The sequence below is a fragment of the Corynebacterium sp. HMSC056F09 genome, from assembly GCF_001815785.1.
In the GTDB taxonomy this organism is placed as follows: Bacteria; Actinomycetota; Actinomycetes; order Mycobacteriales; family Mycobacteriaceae; genus Corynebacterium; species Corynebacterium hiratae.
Map to the genome: position 1 here is coordinate 22,632 of NZ_KV821931.1, position 21,181 is coordinate 43,812.

General features: G+C 62.3%; 16 protein-coding genes. 13 read left to right on the plus strand and 3 right to left on the minus strand.

The window, feature by feature from the left end:
* Positions 1 to 137 precede the first annotated feature (137 nt).
* The 4 genes from HMPREF3056_RS06780 (at position 138) to HMPREF3056_RS06795 (ending at position 6,706) form a co-directional block, all read left to right on the plus strand.
* Positions 138 to 1,814: a urocanate hydratase gene (locus HMPREF3056_RS06780; protein WP_070531219.1), complete on the plus strand. Its 1,677-nt coding sequence runs from the start codon at positions 138 to 140 to the stop codon at positions 1,812 to 1,814.
* A gap of 21 nt (positions 1,815 to 1,835) precedes the next feature.
* A complete protein-coding gene (gene hutI, locus HMPREF3056_RS06785) occupies positions 1,836 to 3,014 on the plus strand; it encodes an imidazolonepropionase (protein ID WP_070754391.1) in 1,179 nt (392 codons plus the stop codon).
* A gap of 58 nt (positions 3,015 to 3,072) precedes the next feature.
* Entirely contained in the window at positions 3,073 to 4,623 is a 1,551-nt protein-coding gene (locus HMPREF3056_RS06790) for an ATP-binding protein (protein WP_070754392.1), read from the plus strand.
* A gap of 76 nt (positions 4,624 to 4,699) precedes the next feature.
* Positions 4,700 to 6,706 carry a DEAD/DEAH box helicase gene (locus tag HMPREF3056_RS06795; protein ID WP_070754393.1) on the plus strand — a complete coding sequence of 669 codons (2,007 nt, stop codon included), beginning with the start codon at positions 4,700 to 4,702 and terminating at the stop codon, positions 6,704 to 6,706.
* A 92-nt stretch (positions 6,707 to 6,798) separates the two neighbouring features.
* Here HMPREF3056_RS06795 and HMPREF3056_RS06800 read toward each other — a convergent pair whose 3' ends face one another.
* Positions 6,799 to 7,257: a DUF2269 domain-containing protein gene (locus tag HMPREF3056_RS06800; RefSeq protein WP_070754394.1), complete on the minus strand. Its 459-nt coding sequence runs from the start codon at positions 7,255 to 7,257 to the stop codon at positions 6,799 to 6,801.
* A 47-nt stretch (positions 7,258 to 7,304) separates the two neighbouring features.
* Positions 7,305 to 7,847, minus strand: coding sequence for an HNH endonuclease family protein (locus HMPREF3056_RS06805; protein ID WP_046648901.1), 543 nt, complete (start codon positions 7,845 to 7,847; stop codon positions 7,305 to 7,307).
* Positions 7,848 to 8,041: 194 nt separating this feature from the next.
* On the opposite strand from HMPREF3056_RS06805, the gene HMPREF3056_RS06810 reads away from it, so the two are divergent.
* Positions 8,042 to 9,382 (plus strand): lipase family protein, encoded by a 1,341-nt coding sequence (locus HMPREF3056_RS06810; RefSeq protein WP_070754395.1) that lies wholly within the window; start codon positions 8,042 to 8,044, stop codon positions 9,380 to 9,382.
* Positions 9,383 to 9,491: 109 nt separating this feature from the next.
* On the opposite strand, the gene putP is transcribed toward HMPREF3056_RS06810, so the two are convergent.
* The gene (gene putP, locus HMPREF3056_RS06815) at positions 9,492 to 11,054 is read right to left on the minus strand and encodes a sodium/proline symporter PutP (RefSeq protein WP_070547258.1); all 1,563 of its coding nucleotides are present in this window, start codon (positions 11,052 to 11,054) and stop codon (positions 9,492 to 9,494) included.
* A 242-nt stretch (positions 11,055 to 11,296) separates the two neighbouring features.
* Between putP and HMPREF3056_RS06820 the strand changes: the two genes are divergently transcribed.
* The 8 genes from HMPREF3056_RS06820 to HMPREF3056_RS06855 all read left to right on the plus strand — a co-directional run bounded on the left by HMPREF3056_RS06820 (position 11,297) and on the right by HMPREF3056_RS06855 (position 21,087).
* Entirely contained in the window at positions 11,297 to 14,368 is a 3,072-nt protein-coding gene (locus HMPREF3056_RS06820) for a DEAD/DEAH box helicase (RefSeq protein WP_070754396.1), read from the plus strand.
* Positions 14,369 to 15,202, plus strand: coding sequence for an SWIM zinc finger family protein (locus HMPREF3056_RS06825; protein WP_070754397.1), 834 nt, complete (start codon positions 14,369 to 14,371; stop codon positions 15,200 to 15,202).
* Between the two features lie 65 nt (positions 15,203 to 15,267).
* Positions 15,268 to 16,392: a metallophosphoesterase family protein gene (locus tag HMPREF3056_RS06830; RefSeq protein WP_070754398.1), complete on the plus strand. Its 1,125-nt coding sequence runs from the start codon at positions 15,268 to 15,270 to the stop codon at positions 16,390 to 16,392.
* A gap of 3 nt (positions 16,393 to 16,395) precedes the next feature.
* Positions 16,396 to 18,981: an AAA family ATPase gene (locus HMPREF3056_RS06835; RefSeq protein WP_070754399.1), complete on the plus strand. Its 2,586-nt coding sequence runs from the start codon at positions 16,396 to 16,398 to the stop codon at positions 18,979 to 18,981.
* Between the two features lie 24 nt (positions 18,982 to 19,005).
* Positions 19,006 to 19,515 (plus strand): MarR family winged helix-turn-helix transcriptional regulator, encoded by a 510-nt coding sequence (locus HMPREF3056_RS06840; RefSeq protein WP_070515546.1) that lies wholly within the window; start codon positions 19,006 to 19,008, stop codon positions 19,513 to 19,515.
* A 64-nt stretch (positions 19,516 to 19,579) separates the two neighbouring features.
* On the plus strand, positions 19,580 to 19,873 hold the full coding sequence (locus HMPREF3056_RS06845) for a molecular chaperone GrpE (protein ID WP_070681014.1): 294 nt from the start codon (positions 19,580 to 19,582) through the stop codon (positions 19,871 to 19,873).
* A gap of 164 nt (positions 19,874 to 20,037) precedes the next feature.
* Positions 20,038 to 20,262, plus strand: coding sequence for a hypothetical protein (locus HMPREF3056_RS06850; RefSeq protein ID WP_232745215.1), 225 nt, complete (start codon positions 20,038 to 20,040; stop codon positions 20,260 to 20,262).
* A 384-nt stretch (positions 20,263 to 20,646) separates the two neighbouring features.
* The gene (locus HMPREF3056_RS06855) at positions 20,647 to 21,087 is read left to right on the plus strand and encodes a hypothetical protein (protein WP_070754400.1); all 441 of its coding nucleotides are present in this window, start codon (positions 20,647 to 20,649) and stop codon (positions 21,085 to 21,087) included.
* Positions 21,088 to 21,181 lie beyond the last annotated feature (94 nt).

Here is a 21,181-nt window from a genome sequence, read left to right on the forward strand (position 1 = left end):
AAAAGAGCCCTAGAAGATGGTGCTGCGTCACAGTAGCTTCTGATGTGTGACGCTGACCAAGCCCCACAAGGGACAGCCCCGGGCAACCGGCCTTGGGGGTTTGGAAGGGCGTCGAAAAGCACGAGCGAAAGGAAGTCATGTCTGAACCCCGCGAAGTACGCGCCCCGCGCGGAACCGAACTGAACGCCAAGTCTTGGCAGACCGAAGCCCCGCTGCGCATGCTCATGAACAACCTCGACCCCGAGGTTGCCGAGCGCCCCGAGGACCTCGTGGTCTACGGCGGCACCGGCCGTGCAGCCCGCAGCTGGGAAGCATTTGATGCCATCGTGGAGTCGCTGAAGGACCTCGAATCCGACGAGACCCTGCTGGTGCAGTCCGGCAAGCCGGTCGGCATTTGGAAGACCAACGAGTGGGCACCGCGCGTGCTCATCGCCAACTCCAACTTGGTCGGCGACTGGGCTAACTGGGAGCACTTCCGCAAGCTCGAGGATGAGGGCCTGATGATGTACGGCCAGATGACGGCCGGCTCCTGGATTTACATCGCTACCCAGGGCATCCTGCAGGGCACCTTCGAGACCTTCGCGGCCGTGGCCAAGAAGCGCTTCAACGGCACGCTCGCCGGCACCTTCACCCTGACCGGTGGCTGCGGCGGTATGGGCGGCGCGCAGCCGCTGTCCGTGACCTTGAACGGCGGCGCCTGCCTCATCGTCGATGTTGACGAGACCCGCCTGAAGCGCCGCCAGTCCAAGCGCTACCTCGATGAGGTCGTTACCGACCTGGATGAGGCCCTCAAGCTGGTGCTCGACGCCAAGGAGAACAAGAAGCCGCTGTCCGTCGGCCTCGTGGGCAATGCCGCCGAGGTCTTCCCGGAGGTGCTGCGCCGCCAGCGCGCGGGCGAGTTCACCGTGGATATCGTTACGGACCAGACCTCCGCGCACGACCCGCTGAGCTACCTGCCCACCGAAATCACCGTCGAGGATTGGCACAACGAGGCCAAGGCAGACCCGACCACCTTCACCAAGAAGGCCCGCGAGGCCATGGCCGCCCAGGTCCAGGCCATGGTGGAATTCCAGGACGAGGGCGCCGAGGTCTTCGACTACGGCAACTCCATCCGCGACGAGGCCCGCAAGGCCGGCTACCAGCGCGCCTTCGAGTTCCCGGGCTTCGTTCCGGCCTACATCCGCCCGCTCTTCTGCGAGGGTCTCGGCCCCTTCCGCTGGGCAGCGCTCTCCGGCGATCCGGAGGACATCAAGGTCACCGACCAAGCACTTAAGGAGCTCTTCCCGGACAACGAGCACCTGCACAACTGGCTCGATGCCGCCGAGGAGTACGTGGAGTTCGAGGGCCTGCCGGCACGTATTTGCTGGCTGGGCTACAACGAGCGCCACAAGGCTGGTCTGCTCTTCAACGACCTGGTCAAGGAAGGCAAGATCAAGGCCCCAATCGTCATCGGCCGCGACCACCTCGACTCCGGTTCCGTGGCCTCCCCGTACCGCGAGACCGAGGCCATGCTCGACGGCACCGATGCCGTGGCTGACTGGCCGCTGCTCAACGCCATGACCGCTGTCTCCTCCGGTGCTACCTGGGTTTCCATCCACCACGGCGGCGGCGTGGGCATGGGCCGCTCCATCCACGCGGGCCAGGTCACCGTCGCCGATGGCACCGAGCTGGCCGCCGCCAAGCTGCGCGCGGTGCTGACGAACGACCCAGGCATGGGCGTTATCCGCCACGTGGATTCCGGTTACACTCGCGCCAAGGAAGTCGCCGACGAGCGCGGTGTGCGTATCCCGATGGAATTCAAGGCCCGCGACTAGACAAGAGAGGAAAAGAAGATCATGTCCACCCTGTTTACTGGAATCTCAGAGCTGCGCACGGTGTCGGAGGCAGGCACGCTTGCCGACGCCGCACTCATCGCCAACACCGACGGCACCATCGCCTGGATCGGCCCAGCCTCCGAGGCCCCGGCCGCGGACGAGAAGGTCGACCTGGGCGGGCGCGCAGTTCTGCCGGGCTGGGTGGATTCCCATACCCACATGATCTTCGATGGCGACCGCTCCGCCGAGTTTGAGGCCCGCATGGCGGGCGAGTCCTACCAGGCCGGCGGCATCGCCGTGACGATGGACGCGACCCGCTCGGCGGGGGAGGAGCGCCTGGAAAAACTCCTGGTGGAACGCATCGCCGCTGCCCGCCGGGGTGGAACGACCACCTTGGAGACGAAGACCGGTTACGGTCTCAATACCGAATCCGAGGTGGAGGCCGCTCGCGTGGCGGCCCGCCACGTCGATGACGTGACCTTCCTCGGCGCGCACCTCGTGCCGCCGGGAGCAGAGGCCGAAACCTACCTCGACGAGGTTGTGGGCCCGATGCTCGACGGCGTGGCGGAGCACGTGCAGTGGATTGACGTCTTCTGCGAGCGTGGTGCCTTCGACGAGAAGCAATCGCGCCGCGTGCTCGAGGCTGGCAAGGCCCGCGGATTGGGTGTGCGCGTGCACGGCAACCAGCTTGGCGAGGGGCCCGGCGTAGCACTCGCGGTGGAGTTGGGCGCGGCCTCCGTGGACCACGTCAACTACCTCAGCGATGCGGACGTCGAAGCGCTGGCCTCCTCCGATACGGTGGCTACGTTGTTGCCGGCCTGTGATCTGTCCACGCGCGAGCCGCTGGCGCCGGGACGCAAGCTTATCGACGCCGGTGCGACCGTCGCTATCGCCTCCAACCTCAACCCGGGCACGTCCTATACGTCCTCGATGAACTTCTGCGTGACCACGGCCGTGCTTCAGCAGCACCTGACTCTGGATGAGGCCATCGCCGCCGGCACGCTGGGCGGTGCCACCGCGCTGCGCCGCCAGAATGTCGGTGAGGGCAAGGATGCGCAAGGCCGCCCGGCCAAGGGCTCCCTGGTGGTCGGTGCAGCCGCGGACCTGCACGTGCTTGATGCCCTGAGCGCTATCCACCTGGCTTACCGCCCGGGCATGCCGATGACGTTCAAGACCTTCGTCGGCGGCCGCGAGGTCTAGAAAGCAAAGTCTCGCACTCTAGAGTGTAAAACTTTGCAGTCTGCGGTATTCTGCAGGCATGATGTGGACAGTAGAGCAGCTCGAGGATTACCTCGAGCACTGTCGCCTCTTGCAGTCGGATACGACGACCGTGGAGGTGAAATCGGGACGCGGCGGAATGCCGCAGTCCCTGGGGGCTACTCTGTGTGCCTTCGCCAACATGCCGCGTGGCGGCACCGTCATCATTGGAGTGGCGGAGCCCGGCTTTGCGGTGCACGGCGTGGACGATCCTGGCGCTATCGAAAGCGCCCTGGCGGATCAGGCACGCACCCTCGTGGAACCCGCGCCTTACATTGAGACCCAGACCCTCCATATCGAAGGGCGTGCTGTGGTGCTCGGCCACATCGAAGGCGTGCTGCCGCACCAGCGGCCGGCGCTCTATCGGGGGCGGCCCTACCTGCGCATGGCGGACGGTGACTATGTCATGAGCGCCAATGACCTCCGCATGATCGAGGTGGATAAGCTGCACGCTCGCGAGGCCATTGCCTATGACTCAGCACCCGTTCCCGGGTCAAGCCTAGAAGTTTGTGATGATTCGGCGCTCAAAGAAGCAGTGGCGGAGCTGCGCAACGCCACCCCTCGTTTGCGGGGTGCGAGTGATGCCGAGTTACTGGAGCTATTCCGCGTGGTCGATGCCCAAGGACAGCTGAGTGTGGCCGGTTTGTACGCTCTGGGGCGCTTTCCGCAGGGATTCTTTCCTGACCTGCATATTTCTGCGGCCGTGCAATACCCGGCGGGGGAGGAAGGGCCACGCACCCGGAACCTGGAAGAGTTTTATGGGCCCGTCCCGGATCTGGTGGATGCGGCCGTGGCGTGGGTGCGCCGGAATATCGATACCGACTTGGTCTATGGCACGGATGGACATCTGCGCGAGGTTCCCGAGCTTCCCCTCGAGGCGGTCCGAGAGGTCATAGCTAATGCCGTGGTCCACCGAGACCTCGGGCCGGAAAGCTTAGGTGCCGGGAAGTTCGTCACCATTCGGCTGACTCGCCAGGCACTGATCGTGACTAGCCCGGGTGGGCTACGCGGCATCTCCGTGGAAGAGCTCAGGGGAAAGATGCTGTCACCCGTCGCTGTGAACCCGCGCCTATACACATTGAGCACGAAACTGCGGCTTGAGGACGGCGAGCGTGTCATTGAGGGCCAGGGCGGAGGCATGAAGGTCGTCTTTGAGTCCCTTCGCAAAGCCGGCTTGCGCCCTCCGACCCTCATCGACACTGGTGTTCGCTTCACCGTGATCCTCTGGAGAGCGGGGCGAGGCGATGACGAGCACGCCCCCGCGACTCGCAGCGCCTCTGCTTCCTTTCAGCCCGCGCTTGCCCCAGCACAGACAGCGAAGGAGGGCAGTGTGGTGGAAGACGGGCTCGTCGCCAAGCTCGGCGGAAACCCGGCACTTGTGCTTGCTGCACTACGCCGGAACGGCGAGCTCTCGCTCGTGGACATCGTGAACAGCACGCAGCTCACCCGCGGCCAGGTGCGTTACGCGTTGGGCAAGCTCATCGAGTCCGGGCACGTCACGATGCGCGGCAAACACGGTGACCGCGCCACGCGTTACGCTGCGAAGGAGTAGCCCGAGGCGGAAAAGGTCGGGTAATTCAGCGGTGAAATAGCTAATTGGGTGCCGGTGCCGTACTCTGGTCTGAGCAATGAGCATTACCGATAACGCCACCGGCGGCGTAAACGAGCCGGAAGAATTCAATAAGTCGGAATCTCAGGAAAACTCGCAAGGTGGCGAAGCTCTGGACGCTTCGCAGGTATCCAACCAGGACACCGGGGCTGCGAATAACCCTGAGGACACCGGCGCTGAAGAAACTTCAGCCAACGACAACTCCCAGGGTTTTGCACACCTCGGCCTTCCCGATGACGTTCAGGAAGCCGTGTCCAAGGTGGGCTTTACCAAGCCATCCCCAATTCAGGAAGAAACCATCCCGATCCTCATGGAGGGCCGCGACGTCGTCGGTCTGGCCCAGACGGGTACGGGTAAGACCGCGGCCTTCGCGCTGCCGGTTCTCTCCCAGATCGATACCGAGGCCCGCTACCCGCAGGCTCTGGTCCTCGCGCCCACGCGCGAGCTGGCCCTCCAGGTAGCGGACTCCTTCCAGTCCTTCGCCGACCACTTGGGTCGCATCGAAGTTCTGCCCATCTACGGCGGCCAGGCTTATGGCATCCAGCTCTCCGGGCTGCGCCGTGGCGCCCAGATCATTGTGGGCACCCCGGGCCGCGTCATCGACCACCTGGAGAAGGGCTCCCTGGATATCTCGCAGCTGCGCTTCCTCGTCCTCGATGAGGCGGACGAGATGCTCAACATGGGCTTCCAGGAAGACGTCGAGCGCATTCTTGAGGACACCCCGGAAGACAAGCAGGTCGCACTCTTCTCGGCCACCATGCCGAACTCGATTCGCCGCCTGTCTAAGCAGTACCTCAACGACCCTGCCGAGATCACGGTGAAGTCGGAGCGCCGTACGAATGACAACATCACGCAGCGCTTCCTGCTGACCCCGCACCGCCACAAGATGGATGCCTTCACCCGCATCCTCGAGGTCATTGACTACGACGCCATCATCGTCTTCTGCCGCACCAAGCACGCGACCGAAGACGTGGCCGATAGCCTCAAGGAGGCCGGCTACAACGCTGCCGCCATCAATGGCGATATTGCCCAGCAGCAGCGTGAGCGCACCGTCGATCAGCTTAAGGATGGCCGCCTCGACATTTTGGTGGCTACCGACGTGGCGGCCCGCGGTCTCGACGTGGACCGCATTACCCACGTGGTCAACTACGACATCCCGAATGACACCGAGTCCTACGTGCACCGCATTGGCCGTACCGGCCGTGCTGGCCGCACTGGTGAGGCCATCCTGTTTGTCACCCCGCGTGAGCGTCGCATGCTGCGCTCCATCGAGCGCGTGACCAATGCCCGCTTGGAGGAGATGGATCTTCCGACCGCGGATGAGGTCAATGCTAAGCGTAAGGAGAAGTTCTTCGCTTCCATCGGCGCTTCGCAGGAGGACAAGCAGTTCGAGTTCTTCCGCGACATGGTGCGCGAGTACTCTGCAGCGGAGAACGTGGCGATGGATGATATCGCCGCGGCCTTGGCCGTGCAGCTGCAGGGCGGGACGGACTTCCTGCTCAAGGAGCGCCCGGTGACTAAGAAGGACCGTCGCGAGCGCGATCGCTTCGAGCGCGACGGCCGTGGGCGTGATCGCGGTGACCGTGACCGTGGTCGTGACCGCGGCGGCCGCGACCGTGACCGCGGCCCGCGCCGCCCGGATGGGGACTTTGAGACGTACCGGCTGGACGTCGGCAAGCGCCAGAACGTGCGCCCGGGCGCCATCGTGGGTGCGCTGGCCAACGAAGGTGGCCTGACTTCCAAGGACTTCGGCCGGATTACCATCGCGGTGGGCCACACCTTGGTGGACCTGCCGAAGAACCTGGACCCGGCAGTGCTGGACCGTCTGAAAGATACCCGCATTTCCGGACAGCTCATCAAGATTCAGAAGGACACCGGCCGCCCGCCGCGCCGGAACTTTGATGATGACCGTGGCCGCGGCGGCTACGGCGGACGCGGACGCGGTGAACGCGGCGGATACCGCGACCGTGACCGCGGTGGACGTGGCCGCGACCGTGGCGGGCGCCGCGGCGGTTGGCGTGACTAGCCCTCGCTCGGCGCCGCGATGGCGCTAGATCTGCACAAGAAAACCTCCCAAACTCATGAGAGAGCTTGGGAGGTTTTCGCTATTTCTGCTGACTAGAACTGGAACTTGTCTACGTACATGAGGAGTGCGCAGACAACCCACAGCAGGTTGAAGATACCGGAGAACATAGCCAGCTGCTTCTTCAACTTGGCCACGTCGGCGCTGCCCGGGGTAGCAATCGCGGCCATGGCCTTGTTCTGCTTCGGGATGACCACGACGAGCAGAATCACCCAGGCGATGACGGAGAGAAGGAGGGCGATGTGGTACTGAACAGCGGACTTGTAAGCGTCGAGATCGGTAAGGAAGACTGCCAGACCGATAACCGGAACGATGGCGGAAATGTAGCCATAGGTCGAGGTGATCTTGTTGAGGATGCCGGCGGCACCAGCGGCCGAAGCATCACCGGAAGCGGCCTTTTCCACCTGGCCGGGGAAGGCGGAGGTGGAGATACACACGGTACCGACCAACAAGATGGCAGCGAAGGCGTGAAGGAAGATGAGCAAGCTTGTCATGGGGAGTGCGCTTTACCTTTCTATACGGGGCTTATCCCAGCGAAAGTCTAACGGTGCTGGGATATGAAATCGAATCGACACTGGTGGCGCATGACTGCATAGTCGCGGGCAGGCAGTGGGAGTTGGTATTTGCGCGCCACTGCGGCAAGGCGCAGCGAATAGTCGCAGCGGTCGGCGGGCGGGAGCCAGTCCGCCGGCAGGGAATCGGACTTGGCTTGGTTCAAGTTGCGGGCAGTGGCAACAAGGTTGAGCGGATCGTTGGCGAAGGCCATCTTCTTTTCCCGCGGCCACGTTGATGCGCCGAGATCCCAGGCTGCTGAGAGCGGAAAGACGTGGTCGACTTCGACGCGCTCCGGCGCGGGTGCGCGGGCATAAGGATCGTAGAGGGTGCCGTCGATGGTCTGCGCTGCTTTGACGTTATCGCGGGTGCCCGGCGCCCAGCCGCCGAAGTCATCGCGGTTGTAGCCAGGGGCCTCCACGCGTGCGGGCACGGTAGCCACACCCAGGTCCGGGCCGGGAAGGAGATGGAAGCCGCCGTAGGCCACCGTGGCTATGGAGAGGAAACCGATATAGGCCGCGCGCAGGTTCATGCACTTTTAGACTGTGCGCAGCGTGGAGGGGTTCCTGAAGGGCTCGGAGGGGAGCCGCCAAGCACGCAATGAGGTGGGGTGCGATGTCAACAAAACTTGACAAAATAAGAATAGTTTTAATAATTAGCTTGGTAATAGATTAAGAATGTCAAAATTACTGATCCCGCTATCACTGCTAAAAGAAAGGAAACGCAGTGAAATCTCCGCTCCCCATTCTTGCTGCGACATGTCTCGTTGTTGCAGCAAGCCCTCTTGCCTTTGCGCAGGACGTCGCGCCGGAACTGCCGGAATCTGCACTCGCCGAGGAAGCCCTCAAAGACCCCATAGCAACGGAGAGCCCCAACGAATCCGGTGACATTAAGGATGCCGCCGAAGAGTTAAAGAATTACTCCACAGCACCAGCACCTGGTGGTAACAGTCCGGTCGGTGATGAATACTCGGCCTTCTACCACGATGCTGTAGATCTGGAGTCATCCACCCCCGGCCAGCTTTTCCGTTCCGCGCCTGTTCGCAACCCGGCGAATACCCTCGGAATTACAAATATCGGCCCCTACAAGGCCCAGCGCATCCTGTATTCCTCTACCAACCGCACGGGAGAGAAAACGGCAGTCAGCGGCATTGTTATTGAGCCCAAAGCAGCATGGACGAAGCCGGGACCACGCCCGGTTGTAGCATTCGCCCCTGGTACCCAGGGTGTGGCAGACCGCTGTGCGCCGTCGCGCAAGATTGCTGAAGGCGTGGGGGATTATGAGCAGTTCTTCTTCGAGCAATACTTGAAGAAGGGATATGCGGTGGTGGTGACAGACTATGAAGGTCTTGGTACCCCAGGAATGCACACTTACATGGACCGAATCTCCCAGGGGCATGCAGTCTTGGATAGTGCGCGTGCGGCACAGCAGCTGAACGGCTGGGATATTAGTGGTGACAACCCCGTGTTCATTAACGGCTATTCGCAGGGAGGTGGGGCAGCGGCATCAGCAGCGGAACTCTATGATGACTACGCGCCTGAGCTTAACGTCAAGCTAGCAACGATTGGTGCTGCACCCGCGGATCTGACGTTGCTGCCGCCGGCTCTCGACGGCACGCTGTACTTCCTTTTTGAGTCCTATGCGTTGTTGGGCTTGAGTAACTCCTATGGCGAAGACCTGTACGCTCATCTCAATGAGAAGGGGGCTGCAATTCTCAAGCGCGCCACCAACACCTGCACCCTGGGGCTGGCTGGCTTTTCAGGAACCACCATTGAACAGATCAGCAATGAGGGCAACAGCGTTGACCAATTCATTGCTACTGCGCCCTATGACCGAATTCTGGCGGACCAGCACATTGGTTACGATGCGCCGTCGATTCCGGTGGTGGTTACGCACGGCCGCGGCGATGACGTGATTCCTTTCTCCACCGCTGAGCAGCTGGTTGAGCAGTGGACTTCGCGCGGTACAAACGTGACCTTCATTCCGAATGATGCCCGCTCCCACGTGGCTGGTACCGTCCCGCATATTAAGGAATCCGTCAAGGCTATTGAGGCAGCGCTGTCTTAAAAGGAAGGTGTCTCGGGCACCTCAGTTCACAAGACAAACCCCTCGCCGGAGCTTAGTGATGAACTAGCCCGACGAGGGGTTTAAAAGAAGGAGGGGGAGGGGCCGAAGGCTACTTCTGAACCTTCTCCGCGGCCTCCTCGAAGTCCAAGTCATCGTTTTCTTCAACGAGCTTGGCCAAGCGGGTAGCCTCCTCGAATTCCTGGATGACCTTCTCATCCGGAGCCTTGGTAGCAAGGGAAACACCGACGGATACGAGCAGAGCGGAGATGAAGCCCGGAACCAACTCGTAAAGGGTATCGCCCAGCGGGCTCATGCCCCAGCCGATGGCCACGACGGCACCGGTGATCATGCCGGCGATGGCGCCGGTGGAGTTGAGGCGCTTCCAGTACAGCGACAGCAGCACCAGCGGGCCGAAGGCGGAGCCGAAGCCGGCCCAGGCGAAGCCGACCAGACCCAGAATCGAATCCGACGGGTTGATTGCCAGCACAGCGGCGACGATGGCGATGGCCACGACGGCAGTACGGGACAGGTTGATCAGGACGTTCTGGCTTGGCTTCTTCTTAGCGAAGATGAGGTAGAGGTCCTCAATCAGGGAGGTGGAGACAACCAGCATCTGGGAGGACATCGTGGACATGATGGCTGCCAGAACGGCGGTTAGAACCAGACCAGCAAAGAGCGGGTGGAACATGACCTGAGCCATGTCTAGGAAGATGGTCTCGTAGTTCTCCTGGTCGGTGATGGAGTGGTTGGTCTCAGTGAAGAAGACCGTGCCGGAGAGCGCGACGAAGATGGCTCCGATCAGGGAGATGCCCATCCAGCTCACACCGTAGAAGCGGCCCGCGCGGGCGTCGGAAGGCTTGCGCAGCGCCATGAAGCGCACGATGATGTGCGGCTGACCGAAGTAACCCAGGCCCCAGGCCAGGTTGCCGATGATGACGGCGGCGGATACGCCAGAGAACAGGGAGAAGTAATTGGGGTTCTCAATCACGCCACCGGTGGCGTAGGGGTTCTCAGCGGCGAAGCTGAAGATCTCACCCGGGTTATCCAAGGAGAAGAGCACCATGATCGGCACGATGATGAGCGAGGCGAACATCAGCAGGCCTTGAACGGTATCGGTGTAGGACACCGCCAGGAAGCCACCGACGAAGGTGTAGAAGACCGTCACGGCTGCCACGACGAGCATGCCGACCATGTAGTCGCCGCCGAAGCTGGACTCGAAGTAACGGCCGCCGGCCACCATGCCGGAGGAGACGTAGAAGGTGAAGAAGAAGATAATGATGGCCGCCGCGATGATGCGCAGCAGGCGCGACTTATCGTGCAGGCGGTTTTCAAAGAAGGAGGGCACGGTAATGGAGTTGCCGGCAATTTCGGAGTAGGAGCGCAGACGCGGCGCGACCCACTTCCAGTTGGCCCAAGCACCGATGAGGAGGCCGATCGCCATCCACAGCTCGGACATACCGGTCAGGAACAAAGCGCCAGGCAGGCCCATGAGCAGCCAACCCGACATATCGGAAGCGCCGGCGGATAGGGCGGCTACGAACGGGTGGAGGCCGCGGCCGGCGAGAACGTAGTCGTCGTACTCATCCGTCTGCTTGTAGCTCCAGAAGCCGATAGCGGCCATGGCAAGCAGGTAGATGATCATCGCAACGACATACCAAGTGGAGTCTTGCACTGATCTCTCCTTGAGATTGAGATTAAAAAATAGGACCTAACCACGCTAACGAGGCACAAGCTCCTACCCAACTGAAAATTGGCTGGTTGACCAGTATTTGGTTACCTTGGTCACAGCTTATTGTACGGTCTTACTGGTGTTACGTCGTTATGTAACGAGACTATAACGATTGTCTATTTAGGCAGGATTCGGGAACTTTCTGCGACCCCGTCCCCAAAAGGCGTGCTGCTAGACTGGCCCCTATGGCTTCTTACCTGCTGCATGGCCTCTGGCTGCCCGTCTCCGGCCTGAGTCTATGGATCGAACAGGTCGAAGGGCACAAAATCATCATGCCCTCAGCAGTCCCAGGGGGAACCTTCCCGGATGTGGTCGATAGCATCCTGAGCAAGAAGACCTTCCGCAACCGCGCGCGAGTCTCCCTGCGTACGCCGAAGGGCAAAGATGTTTCCCTCATGGTGCCCATGGCTATGTTCGCCCCAGATGAAGCGGTAGAAACATTGGCCAAGCTGGAATACCTCGACACCGATAGCCAAGCGGCCACCCCAGAGCAGCGCGCGACCATCGCGCCGGATCTCCTGTGGCTCATCCGTGCTTATCGTGGCCTCTTCCGGTTTGTTCGCGCTGGCCGGGTGACCATCCGCCTGTCCTATCAAGCCGGTGAGTGGTACCCCATGTGGCAACTGGCCTCCGGTTTGGGCGAGCGCAGCTGGCTGGCGGAGATGCTAGCCTCCGCGCCCGGCATCCTCTCCATTAATAACCGGGCTCTCACTGATGATCTGGCGGATGAGCTCACGCACTGGATTGCCTACACCCAATTGCGCCCGCAGATCGATGCCCCGCGCGCAGCACCCTGGCATGATTTCGCTCAAGCACTGTTGAGAACTTCGCCCGTGAAGAAGGGGCGAGCGCAGTTATTGCGCGGGCTCAACGAGTGGAAAGACTCCATTACCTCTGTAGATCTTCAACTGGTCTTCCTCGTCGAGGAGCCGCCAAATGATTCTGTCTCCGTCGAGGATGCAGCATGGCCTATTCGTCTGCTGGTTCGCTCCGGCACGGATTCGCCGCTGCCGGTGCGGCAGGACCAGTTGGATCGGGGGAGCGTCGAGAAGCTGCGTGAAGCCCGTCGCCACGCCTTCGATGTGGCCCCGCGGCTAAAGTACAATTCCGCCCCGGCGAGCCGACATGCGGGTGATTGGGACGTCTACCTGACTACCGAACAGCTCGTGGATTTTGTCACCCACGACGCCGCTGCCCTGCGTAAGGCCGGTTTTACCGTCCTGTTGCCCAAGTCTTGGTCCCATATGGAGACCAAGGCCAAGCTGGAAACCACGGAGGTCCGTGATCCGGCCGATGCCGCCACTAAGGCGCACATCGGCATGGAGAAGTTGTTCAGCTATGACTGGAAGCTTTCGGTGGGAGACACGCAGCTAACCGACGCCGAAATGCAAGAGCTCATCTCCTCCAAGTCCGGCCTGATTCGCCTGCGCGGCGAGTGGGTCATGGCGGATACCCAGGCCTTGAACAAGATCTCGCAGTACATGCGCGAGTTGGCCGATACCGCACGCAAGCGCGCTCTGAAGGAGCTGGAGCAACTCGCCGCGACCGCGGAAATGGCCCGTCAGCTGGAACAACCCGGCTGGGAAGAGCTTGTGGCCGAGGTGGAGCGCCGTCGCAAGGAATTCAACGAGGGCGAGCAAGAAGAAGCGGTAACGCTTGCAGACCTGCGCGAGATGGCCTTGAAGTCCATGGCGGAGGACCCCGTGGCCTTCACCGGATCCGAGTGGCATACCTCGCTGCTCGGCGGGCTGGATAGTACGGCACCCGACCGCGTGGACATCCCCGATACGGTCCATGCCGAGCTGCGCGAGTACCAGCGTCGCGGTGTGGACTGGCTGTACTGGATGTCCCGCAACAACATCGGCGCGGTGCTGGCAGATGACATGGGTTTGGGCAAGACGCTGCAGCTGCTGTCCCTGCTGGCGGTAGAAAAAGCCGCCCATGAGACCGATGGGGAGCCAGAGGCGTGGAAGCCCACTCTGGTGGTTGCGCCGACCTCCGTGGTGGGCAACTGGGCTAGGGAAGCTACGCGCTTCGTGCCGGATTTTAAGGTCATGGTGCAACACGGCACCGGGCGCCTGAAGGGCGAGGAATTGGTTACCGCAGCTCAGGAGGCCGATATCGTCATCACTTCCTATGGCACGGTAAGCCGTGACTTTTTGACCTTGAGCAAGGTGGAGTGGGACCGCGTGGTCCTCGATGAGGCTCAAGCGATCAAGAACGCCTCCACGCGCTCCTCCAAGGCAGTGCGCGCCATCCCGTCACGTCACCGCGTAGCGCTGACCGGCACACCGATTGAGAACCGCCTGTCGGAGATGCGCTCCATCCTGGACTATTGCAACCCGGGAATCTTGGGCTCCGCCTCCTTCTTCCGCAACCACTTTGCCAAGGCCATCGAGCGCGAGGGCAGCGATGTCATGGCGGAGCGCCTGCGCCTTCTCACCGGCCCGTTCATCCTGCGCCGCCTCAAAACGGACCCGAATATCATCGATGACCTGCCGGAGAAGTCCGAACAGATCATCACCGTGCGCATGACCGATGAACAGGCCGCTCTCTACAAGGCCCTGGTCAATGGCGTGGAGCAGGCCCTGGCGAAGAAGAAGGAGGGCATCTCGCGCCGCGGCCTCATCCTGGCATCACTGACGCGCATCAAGCAGATCTGCAACCACCCGGCGCACTTCTTGGCCGATGGTAGCCCCGTCACCATCAAGGGCAAGCACCGCTCCGGCAAGGTGGAGGAGCTCATGCGGATCATCGACCAGGCCATCGAATCTCAGGAGCGCGTTCTGATCTTCACCCAGTACAAGGCCTTCGGCGACGTTCTCCAGCCCTACCTCTCTGAACAACTGGGCTGCGAGATTCCCTTCCTCCATGGCGGCGTGAGCAAGAACCGGCGAGACCAGATGGTGGAGGAATTCCAGGCCGACAACGGCGCGCCCGTCATGCTGCTCTCGCTCAAGGCGGGCGGTACCGGGCTGAACCTCACGGCGGCGTCGATTGTCGTGCACATGGACCGCTGGTGGAATCCGGCGGTGGAGAATCAGGCCACGGACCGCGCCTTCCGCATTGGCCAGCAGCGCAACGTGCAGGTGTACAAGATGATTACCGCCGGTACCTTGGAGGAATCCATCCAGGACATCCTCGACGGCAAGACGCAGCTGGCCGGTGCTGTCGTGGGCGAGGGCGAGGGCTGGCTCACCGAACTGAGCCCCGAGCAGCTGGCGGATCTCATGAGTTATAGGGAGCAGGAGAAGTAAATGGCACCGAAGAACCCGGAAGACAATAACGTCATCTACGCCAACTTCGGCACCCGCAAGCGCGTGAGCACGCCGGAAGAGGTCAATCGCGTCGACCGCGTGCGCACCATGCAGCCGGCGGCCACGCGCCTGCTCAACTTTGTCAACCAGCAAACGGATTCCGGTCGCATTCGCCGCGGGCGCCAGTACGCCACGGAGGGTCATGTCGTGGGCCTTGACGTGCGCAATGGCGCGGTGCACGGCAAGGTCGCGGGCTCCCAGAACGAGCCTTTCGCGGTGCTCATCCAGGTGCCCTACCGCAACAACGAGGACATCGGGCGGCTGTCGGAGATGTTCGCGCGCACCCCGAACTCCGTGGCGCAAGCCAGGGAGGGCATGCTTGCCGACGTCTCTCTCGACATCCTCATCGCCGAGTACCCCGACGACCTCCGCTTTTCCTGTACCTGCCCCGACCCGGAGTACGTGTGCAAGCACGTCGTGGCGGTGGCAGACCGCCTCGCGGCCCGGATGGATGCCGATCCTTCCGTGATTTTTGCCCTGCGCGGACTCGACTTCGCGCGGCTCGAGCAAGCGGTCATGGAGCAGGCCAAGGCGGCCTCGGAGGACTCGTTTTCCGCTTCTGCGGCCGCTGAAATCTCGGCCGAGGAACGCAATGCTTTGTTCTGGGAGGGGCGCGAGCTGCCGCCGTTGCCGGAGCCCAAGACCGCTCCTGCGGTGGATGATTCCGACCCGGAACTGCTGCGCAAGGCCATGCGCTCCGTCAGCCATACGAACATAGATTTGCTTCGGGCGGTCTCCGATGTCGAGGACCTTTACTATCATCTGACGCACTAGACATTGCCACCTTTTAGGGGAGGGGCTCACACGCCCCGCCCTGGACCACGTTGTAGGGAGTTTGCATGGCCGCGGTCACGTTCATCCACACCTCCGATTTCCAGCTGGGGATGACCCGCTGGTTTTTAAGTCCCGCGGCGCAATCGCGTTTTGATGATGACCGCGAGGCGGCGGTGTTGCGCCTGGGGGAGCTGGCCACCAAGACGGGTGCCGAATTCATCGTTGTGGCCGGTGACGTGTTTGAACACAACTCCTTGAGCAAGTCCACGCTGCTGCGGGCGAAGGATATGTTCAAGCGCCTGCCGGTTCCGGTCTACTTGTTGCCCGGCAACCATGATCCGCTCGTGGCGGATTCCATCTTCTTCAACTCCTTTGCGGATAACGTGCACGTGATCGCTGATTCGGAGCCGATTGAGGTTCGCCCTGGCGTGGAGATCGTTGGTGCCCCTTATCTGTCCAAGCGGGCTAATTATGACCTCGTGCGCCGTGCGCTGGAGCCGCTGCCGCCTGCCGAGGAGGGCGCGGTTCGCATCGCGGTGGGCCACGGCCAGGTGGAATCCCGCGCGGGCGAGGGCGAGGACTCGGATGCGGATACGATCGACCTCGCCTTCGTAGAGGAGTGCCTGGATAAGGGTGTTATCGATTACTTGGCGCTGGGGGATACGCACTCCACAGAATCCCTCGGTTCTACCGGCAAGGTGTGGTTCTCCGGCAGCCCGGAGACCACGGCCTTCGACGATAGAGAACGCGATTCGGGCAATGCCTTGGTGGTGACCGTTGAGGGGGATCGGGTGGACGTCGCCAAGCACCGCGTTGGCCGTTGGGACTTCCGGGCGATCGATGCGGACATCGACTCCATGGAGGATGCCGAGGGCTTCCTGGAACAGCTGGACGCGGTGCCGGAGAAGATTCGCACCGCAGTCAAGTACAGCCTGCGCGGCACCGTGGGTTTGAGCGCGCAGGCCCGTCTGGAGCAGGGCCTGGCGGAGATGGAGGAGGTCTTTGCCTCCCTCAAGCCGCGCGAGAGAACCATGGACCTGCATTTGGCGCCCTCGGAGGAGGAGCTCAGTGAGCTGAACTTGAGTGGTTATGCCGCCAATGCGCTAGCGGAGCTGCTCGAGGACTTGGACAACCCCACCGCCCGCGACGCTGCCAACCTGCTGTTCCGCCTCAGCGCGAAGGGAGCCTAAACCATGATGCAGCTGCATTCTGTTGAACTGAACAATGTCCGGGGCGTGGAGCACCTGGAGGTCAAGGACCTGCCGGAGACCGGGGTGGTGGTCATCGGTGGGCCGAACGAGGCCGGAAAGTCCACGCTGGTGGAGGCCATCGATTTTGTGCTTACAGAAAAGCACACGGCCAATTCCAAGCCGGTGCGGGCGCTGCAGCCTGCCGGCCGCGACGTGGGGCCTGAGGTCACGCTGGAGGCGACCGTGGGGCCTTACCGCTTCCGCATTCGCAAGCAGTGGGTGAAGAAACGTACCTCGGAGCTGCACGTTTTCTCCCCGCGCCCGGGCCAGTGGACCGGAGCCGAGGCGGATGGGGAGTTGGAGCGGATCCTCAGTGAGAACGTGGACCGCGCGCTTCTCGACGCCCTCTTCGTCCGCCAGGACGACAACCACCAAGGCATCGCCGCGGTGGGTATTCCTTCCCTGACCGCAGCGCTGGAGGAGCAGACCGGGGCGAGTGCCGCGGCGGAAGACTCGGAGCTACTCACGCGCATCGAGGCGGAGTACAAGGAGTATTTCACCGCGAAGACAGACAAGCCGGCAGGAGACTATAAGTCTGCCATCGCCGCTCTAGCGGATGCTGAGGAGAAGCACGCTGCCGCCGAGGCCGCGCTGCGCGAGCTCGACGGCGTGGTGGAGCGCTATGAGGCTGCCGAGCTGAAGAAGAAGGAGGCTGAAGCCGCTCTGCCGGCGGCCGCGGAAGAATGCGAGCGCCGTGACGGTGAGCTGGTCGCCGCTCGGGCTGCACAGGAGAAGGTCACCGCGCAGGAGGCTGCGGTGACTCGGGCGGCGGAGGCCGTGACGCGCGCGGAGGGGGAAGCGGAGCGCCGTAAAACTGTGGTTGCTGAGCATGCCGCAGCCGTTGATGCTGCTGAGCGTGCCGCCGCCGCGGTTGTGGAAGCCCGGGAGCGGGCCGAGGAAGAAGCCGCCGCCCGCACGAAACTAGAAGAAGAGCGCGCCGAGGTCCACAAGCGCTATGAAGCCGTGCGCGAGGAACGCCAGTGCGCCCGCCGCGAGCAGCAGCGCGCTGAACGTGAGGCTCTGGGCACCCGACTCGAAACACTGAACAAGCTGGAAGAGACTTTGGCAGCCCGCCGCCGTGAGCTGGCGGCGACTCCCGACGTACCGAACCTTCAGGCCTTGGAGGACGCGGCTCGCGAGGTTACTGTCCAGGAGCGCCTGCGGGCCGCCGCGGCGTCCAAGCTCTACTTTTCCGGCAAGGGCGCCTTTGTCGTCGATGGCGAGGAACGTGCGCTGGAGAACGGTCAAGAACTGGCAGTCGAACTGCGCGAGGGCACCACGCTGAAGGTCGGTGACATCACCGCCCGCTACGCAGCCGGTGCGGGCGATAGCGGTGAGGAAGGCGTGGAGAAGGCCCGCGTGGAGCTCGCACGCCTGCTGGAGGATGCCGGGTGCGAAGACCTTGAGTCCGCCCGTGCCACCCGCGAAAAGCACGCGGAGCTGGCCTCCGCTGCGGATACAGCGGCCCGCGAGCTTCATGCTGCGCTGGGTGGGGAGGACCTGGGTGAGTTGCGTGCGCGCTTTGAGGCGTGCGCGGCCGATGCTGAGGACGCCGAGAAGGTGGGCGGGACTACTGAGGACGACGCAAAGCCGCGGGAGCTCGACGTAGTGGAGCGTGAGGAAGAGGAGTTGCGCAGGAAGCTGGATGAGCTTGATCGCGCCCTGGCGCCCTACCGCGAGAACAAGGCGGGCGCGGCACTGGAGGTGGCTATGGTCCGTGCGGAGGAGGCCACCGCGCAGCGCGATGCCAAGGCCGCGGCAGTGGCGTCGGCGCGTGCCCAGCTTGCTGATGAAGGCGTGACCGCCGCTATCGAAGCAGCACGGACCGCGTACGCTACTGAGAAGAAAGCGCTGGAGGAGATGTCCGCCGTCGATGTCGACACCGCGGAGCAGTTGGCGCGGGGAGCGCATACGCACGTTGATTCCCTGAATACAGCGGTCAATGCGGCGGTGGGGGATATGCGTGAGTTCCGCGGGCTTATCGATATGCACTCGGGCGCGGCCGAAAACGAGGAGAAGGCCGCTGCCGAACTCGACGTTGCTCGTGAGCGCCACGCTGCCATCCAGCGCCGCGCGGAGGCCGCGCGCTACCTGCGTTCGCTCATGCTGCGCCATCGCGATGCCGCCCGTCAGCGTTATGCCGCGCCTTTCGTCACTGCACTCAACGGACTAGCCCGCACCGTGTTCGGCGGTGACGTGGACTTCGAGCTTTCCGAAGAGCTCAAGGTTCAGGCGCGCAGCCGCAACTGCGAAACCGTGACCTTCGACGCGCTCTCCGGCGGCGCGAAGGAGCAGTTGAGCATCTTGACGCGCTTTGCCATCGCCCAGCTGGTGTCCAGTGAACCGGTACCCGTCGTTATCGATGACGCGCTGGGCTCCACCGACTCGCAGCGTCTCCAGCTCATGGCGGCACTGTTTACAAAGGCAGGGAAGACAACGCAGGTCATCGTGCTCACCTGTATGCCGCAGCGCTATTCCTGGGTACCCGGGCGCATAGACCTGGACATGGAGAGGCTTAGGAATGCTTAAGAGCCGGAGTGTAGGGTAAGTGCCATGACAGCGGATATTCGATGGCTCACCGGCAGCGAGCAAGAGCTGTGGCGCCAACTCCTGGCCAGCATTCGCAAGATTAATCGCGGCATGGAGGAAACCCTCTTGGCCTGCAGTGATATCTCGGCGGCCGAATTCTCGGTGCTCGTTTCGCTTTCGGAGGCACCCGAGCATACCCTGCGCCTGCGCGATCTGTGCACAGAATTGGAGTGGGACCGCTCCCGCGCTTCCCACCAGATCACCCGCATGGAAAAGCGTGGGCTCGTACGCAAAGAAAAGTGCGCAGGCGATGCCCGCGGCGTGGAGGTCGTCATGACGCGGGCCGGCCGTGAGCGACTTGAGGCGGCGGTGCCGGAGCATGTTGAGTCCGTGCGCCGCATGGTCTTTGACCATCTGGATCCCGCCGATGTTCCGGCGCTTCTGCGCTTTTGTGAAGGCGTGCTCTCGGAGAAAAACCTTCCGGGCTATGACGGCTTCGTGCCGGATGAGCGCCTGGGCACTCGTGACCACTAGCTGCGCCCACCGGGGTAGAGTAGGCCCCGTCCGTTTACGCACCAGGAGGTGACCCGTCCACATCATGATGGGACAAGAATTGTTCGAGCACCCAGAGCGCCAATACACCACGTACGGCATCACGCCGCTGAAGGAACTCAGCGTTCAGGTAGGCTCCGTCGAGGACTTGGAAGAGCTCAGCGAGGAGCAAACCGCCGCACTTGAGCACGCCCTCGAACAGCACCCGGACGGGGCTCTGACCTTCGATGATGCCTCCCAGTTGTGGATAATCGGCGCGGAGGATGACATCGAGCGCATGTTTCAGGATCGTGAGGACTTCGTCGAAGCGCTCAACAACAATGAGGACCCTGGGGTCTAGCCCACAGTCGGTGTCATACTAAAGGCGGATAGCGGCCGAAATATCTGCGTTTAACTACGGTCAGCTCTGCATAAACTGCTAAGATACTCTGTGTTAATGGGCGAGCATCCCACACGCCACCACGAGACGGTTTCCGCGAAAACTTCTCAGGCACAGGGAGCTAAGTGAAAGGACTAAACATGATCGTCGAGCGCGATTTGGCTCAGGAGCAGCGCGAAGCAGCTGCCCGTGACAAGGCTGATGGCTGGGTTTCCGTCTTCGTTGAGTGGATTCCCTCCATGCTTCTTTCCGTGGTGATGCTGGGAGCTTTGATGTTCGGCATGTACTACGTCGAGCACGGCACCCTGGACATCACCCAGCCGATCGTCAACCAGCACATCACCCAGTAGCCTGGTTCGCCTCCTCGCTGCCGTCCAGCGGGGGAGAGTAGCTTGACTTGAGCCCCAGCAGAATTTCCTGCTGGGGCTTCGTCCTTCTCACCTGCCGCAACACTCAACCTGTTCCTTTGCGCCGAAAGCCATTGCGGTTCGGGAAGGGCTTCATGCATGCGTAGAACCATGCCCAGGCCGCCGCGCAGCTGCCCTCGTTGACAAAACTATCGCTCCCGCCTCAAGATCTCGCTTGATCTTTGGCAACTAGGGCAGTGTCGAGCCTGAGAGTTAGTTTCCGAGCCATCACTTCTTCGCCCTTCGCGCTCACCGCGAGCCTTAAACAGCCGCCGCCCGCGGCTTCGGTGAGCGCGAAGGGCGAAGCCATGCGATAGCCTGAACTCCATGGCCTCTCATATCTACGTTCGCTATCTCAACGGCCCGCTCCTGTGGCTGGGAATTATCGTTGGTCTTGCCGTCGTGGCCGCTGTGGTTCCCACGATGATTGACTCCACGTGGGCAGCCACCCTTTTTGGTGCCTTGGTCATCGCTACAACCGTGGCCTGCATCATGATGCGAGTGAAAATCGTCGTGAGTGACGACGACGTTGTGGTTTCCATCCTGGGTATCTTCACGAAGAGGATTGCACTCAGCGATATCACCGGTGCCAGCGTCGGGCCTGAGACTGGGCTCAAGGAAGGCGCAGGCCCGCGTGTTGTCGACGGCGCACCGGCCTACATCGTCTCTGGGCCGACCGTGCGCATCGAGCAGGGCAGAAGCTCTCTTATCGCCTCGGCGAAGAATCCTGAGGATGTGGTCGCGGTTATTGAGGCGCGCTTGCGATAATTCCAAACCCCCAGACCTCGAACCCGAAACCTCCAAGTGAGTGGCTTGGTGCCGTCAAGCGCTGGGCGACGCCCACCTGCAGGTTGCGGGTTTC

What these genes read in the sequence shown, in the direction of transcription:
- HMPREF3056_RS06780 (WP_070531219.1), top strand. Translation starts at nt 138, where the DNA reads ATGTCTGAACCCCGCGAAGTACGCGCCCCGCGCGGAACCGAACTGAAC.
- hutI (WP_070754391.1), top strand. Translation starts at nt 1,836, where the DNA reads ATGTCCACCCTGTTTACTGGAATCTCAGAGCTGCGCACGGTGTCGGAG.
- HMPREF3056_RS06790 (WP_070754392.1), top strand. Translation starts at nt 3,073, where the DNA reads ATGATGTGGACAGTAGAGCAGCTCGAGGATTACCTCGAGCACTGTCGC.
- HMPREF3056_RS06795 (WP_070754393.1), top strand. Translation starts at nt 4,700, where the DNA reads ATGAGCATTACCGATAACGCCACCGGCGGCGTAAACGAGCCGGAAGAA.
- HMPREF3056_RS06800 (WP_070754394.1), bottom strand. Translation starts at nt 7,257, where the DNA reads ATGACAAGCTTGCTCATCTTCCTTCACGCCTTCGCTGCCATCTTGTTG.
- HMPREF3056_RS06805 (WP_046648901.1), bottom strand. Translation starts at nt 7,847, where the DNA reads ATGAACCTGCGCGCGGCCTATATCGGTTTCCTCTCCATAGCCACGGTG.
- HMPREF3056_RS06820 (WP_070754396.1), top strand. Translation starts at nt 11,297, where the DNA reads ATGGCTTCTTACCTGCTGCATGGCCTCTGGCTGCCCGTCTCCGGCCTG.
- HMPREF3056_RS06825 (WP_070754397.1), top strand. Translation starts at nt 14,369, where the DNA reads ATGGCACCGAAGAACCCGGAAGACAATAACGTCATCTACGCCAACTTC.
- HMPREF3056_RS06830 (WP_070754398.1), top strand. Translation starts at nt 15,268, where the DNA reads ATGGCCGCGGTCACGTTCATCCACACCTCCGATTTCCAGCTGGGGATG.
- HMPREF3056_RS06835 (WP_070754399.1), top strand. Translation starts at nt 16,396, where the DNA reads ATGATGCAGCTGCATTCTGTTGAACTGAACAATGTCCGGGGCGTGGAG.
- HMPREF3056_RS06840 (WP_070515546.1), top strand. Translation starts at nt 19,006, where the DNA reads ATGACAGCGGATATTCGATGGCTCACCGGCAGCGAGCAAGAGCTGTGG.
- HMPREF3056_RS06845 (WP_070681014.1), top strand. Translation starts at nt 19,580, where the DNA reads ATGATGGGACAAGAATTGTTCGAGCACCCAGAGCGCCAATACACCACG.
- HMPREF3056_RS06855 (WP_070754400.1), top strand. Translation starts at nt 20,647, where the DNA reads ATGGCCTCTCATATCTACGTTCGCTATCTCAACGGCCCGCTCCTGTGG.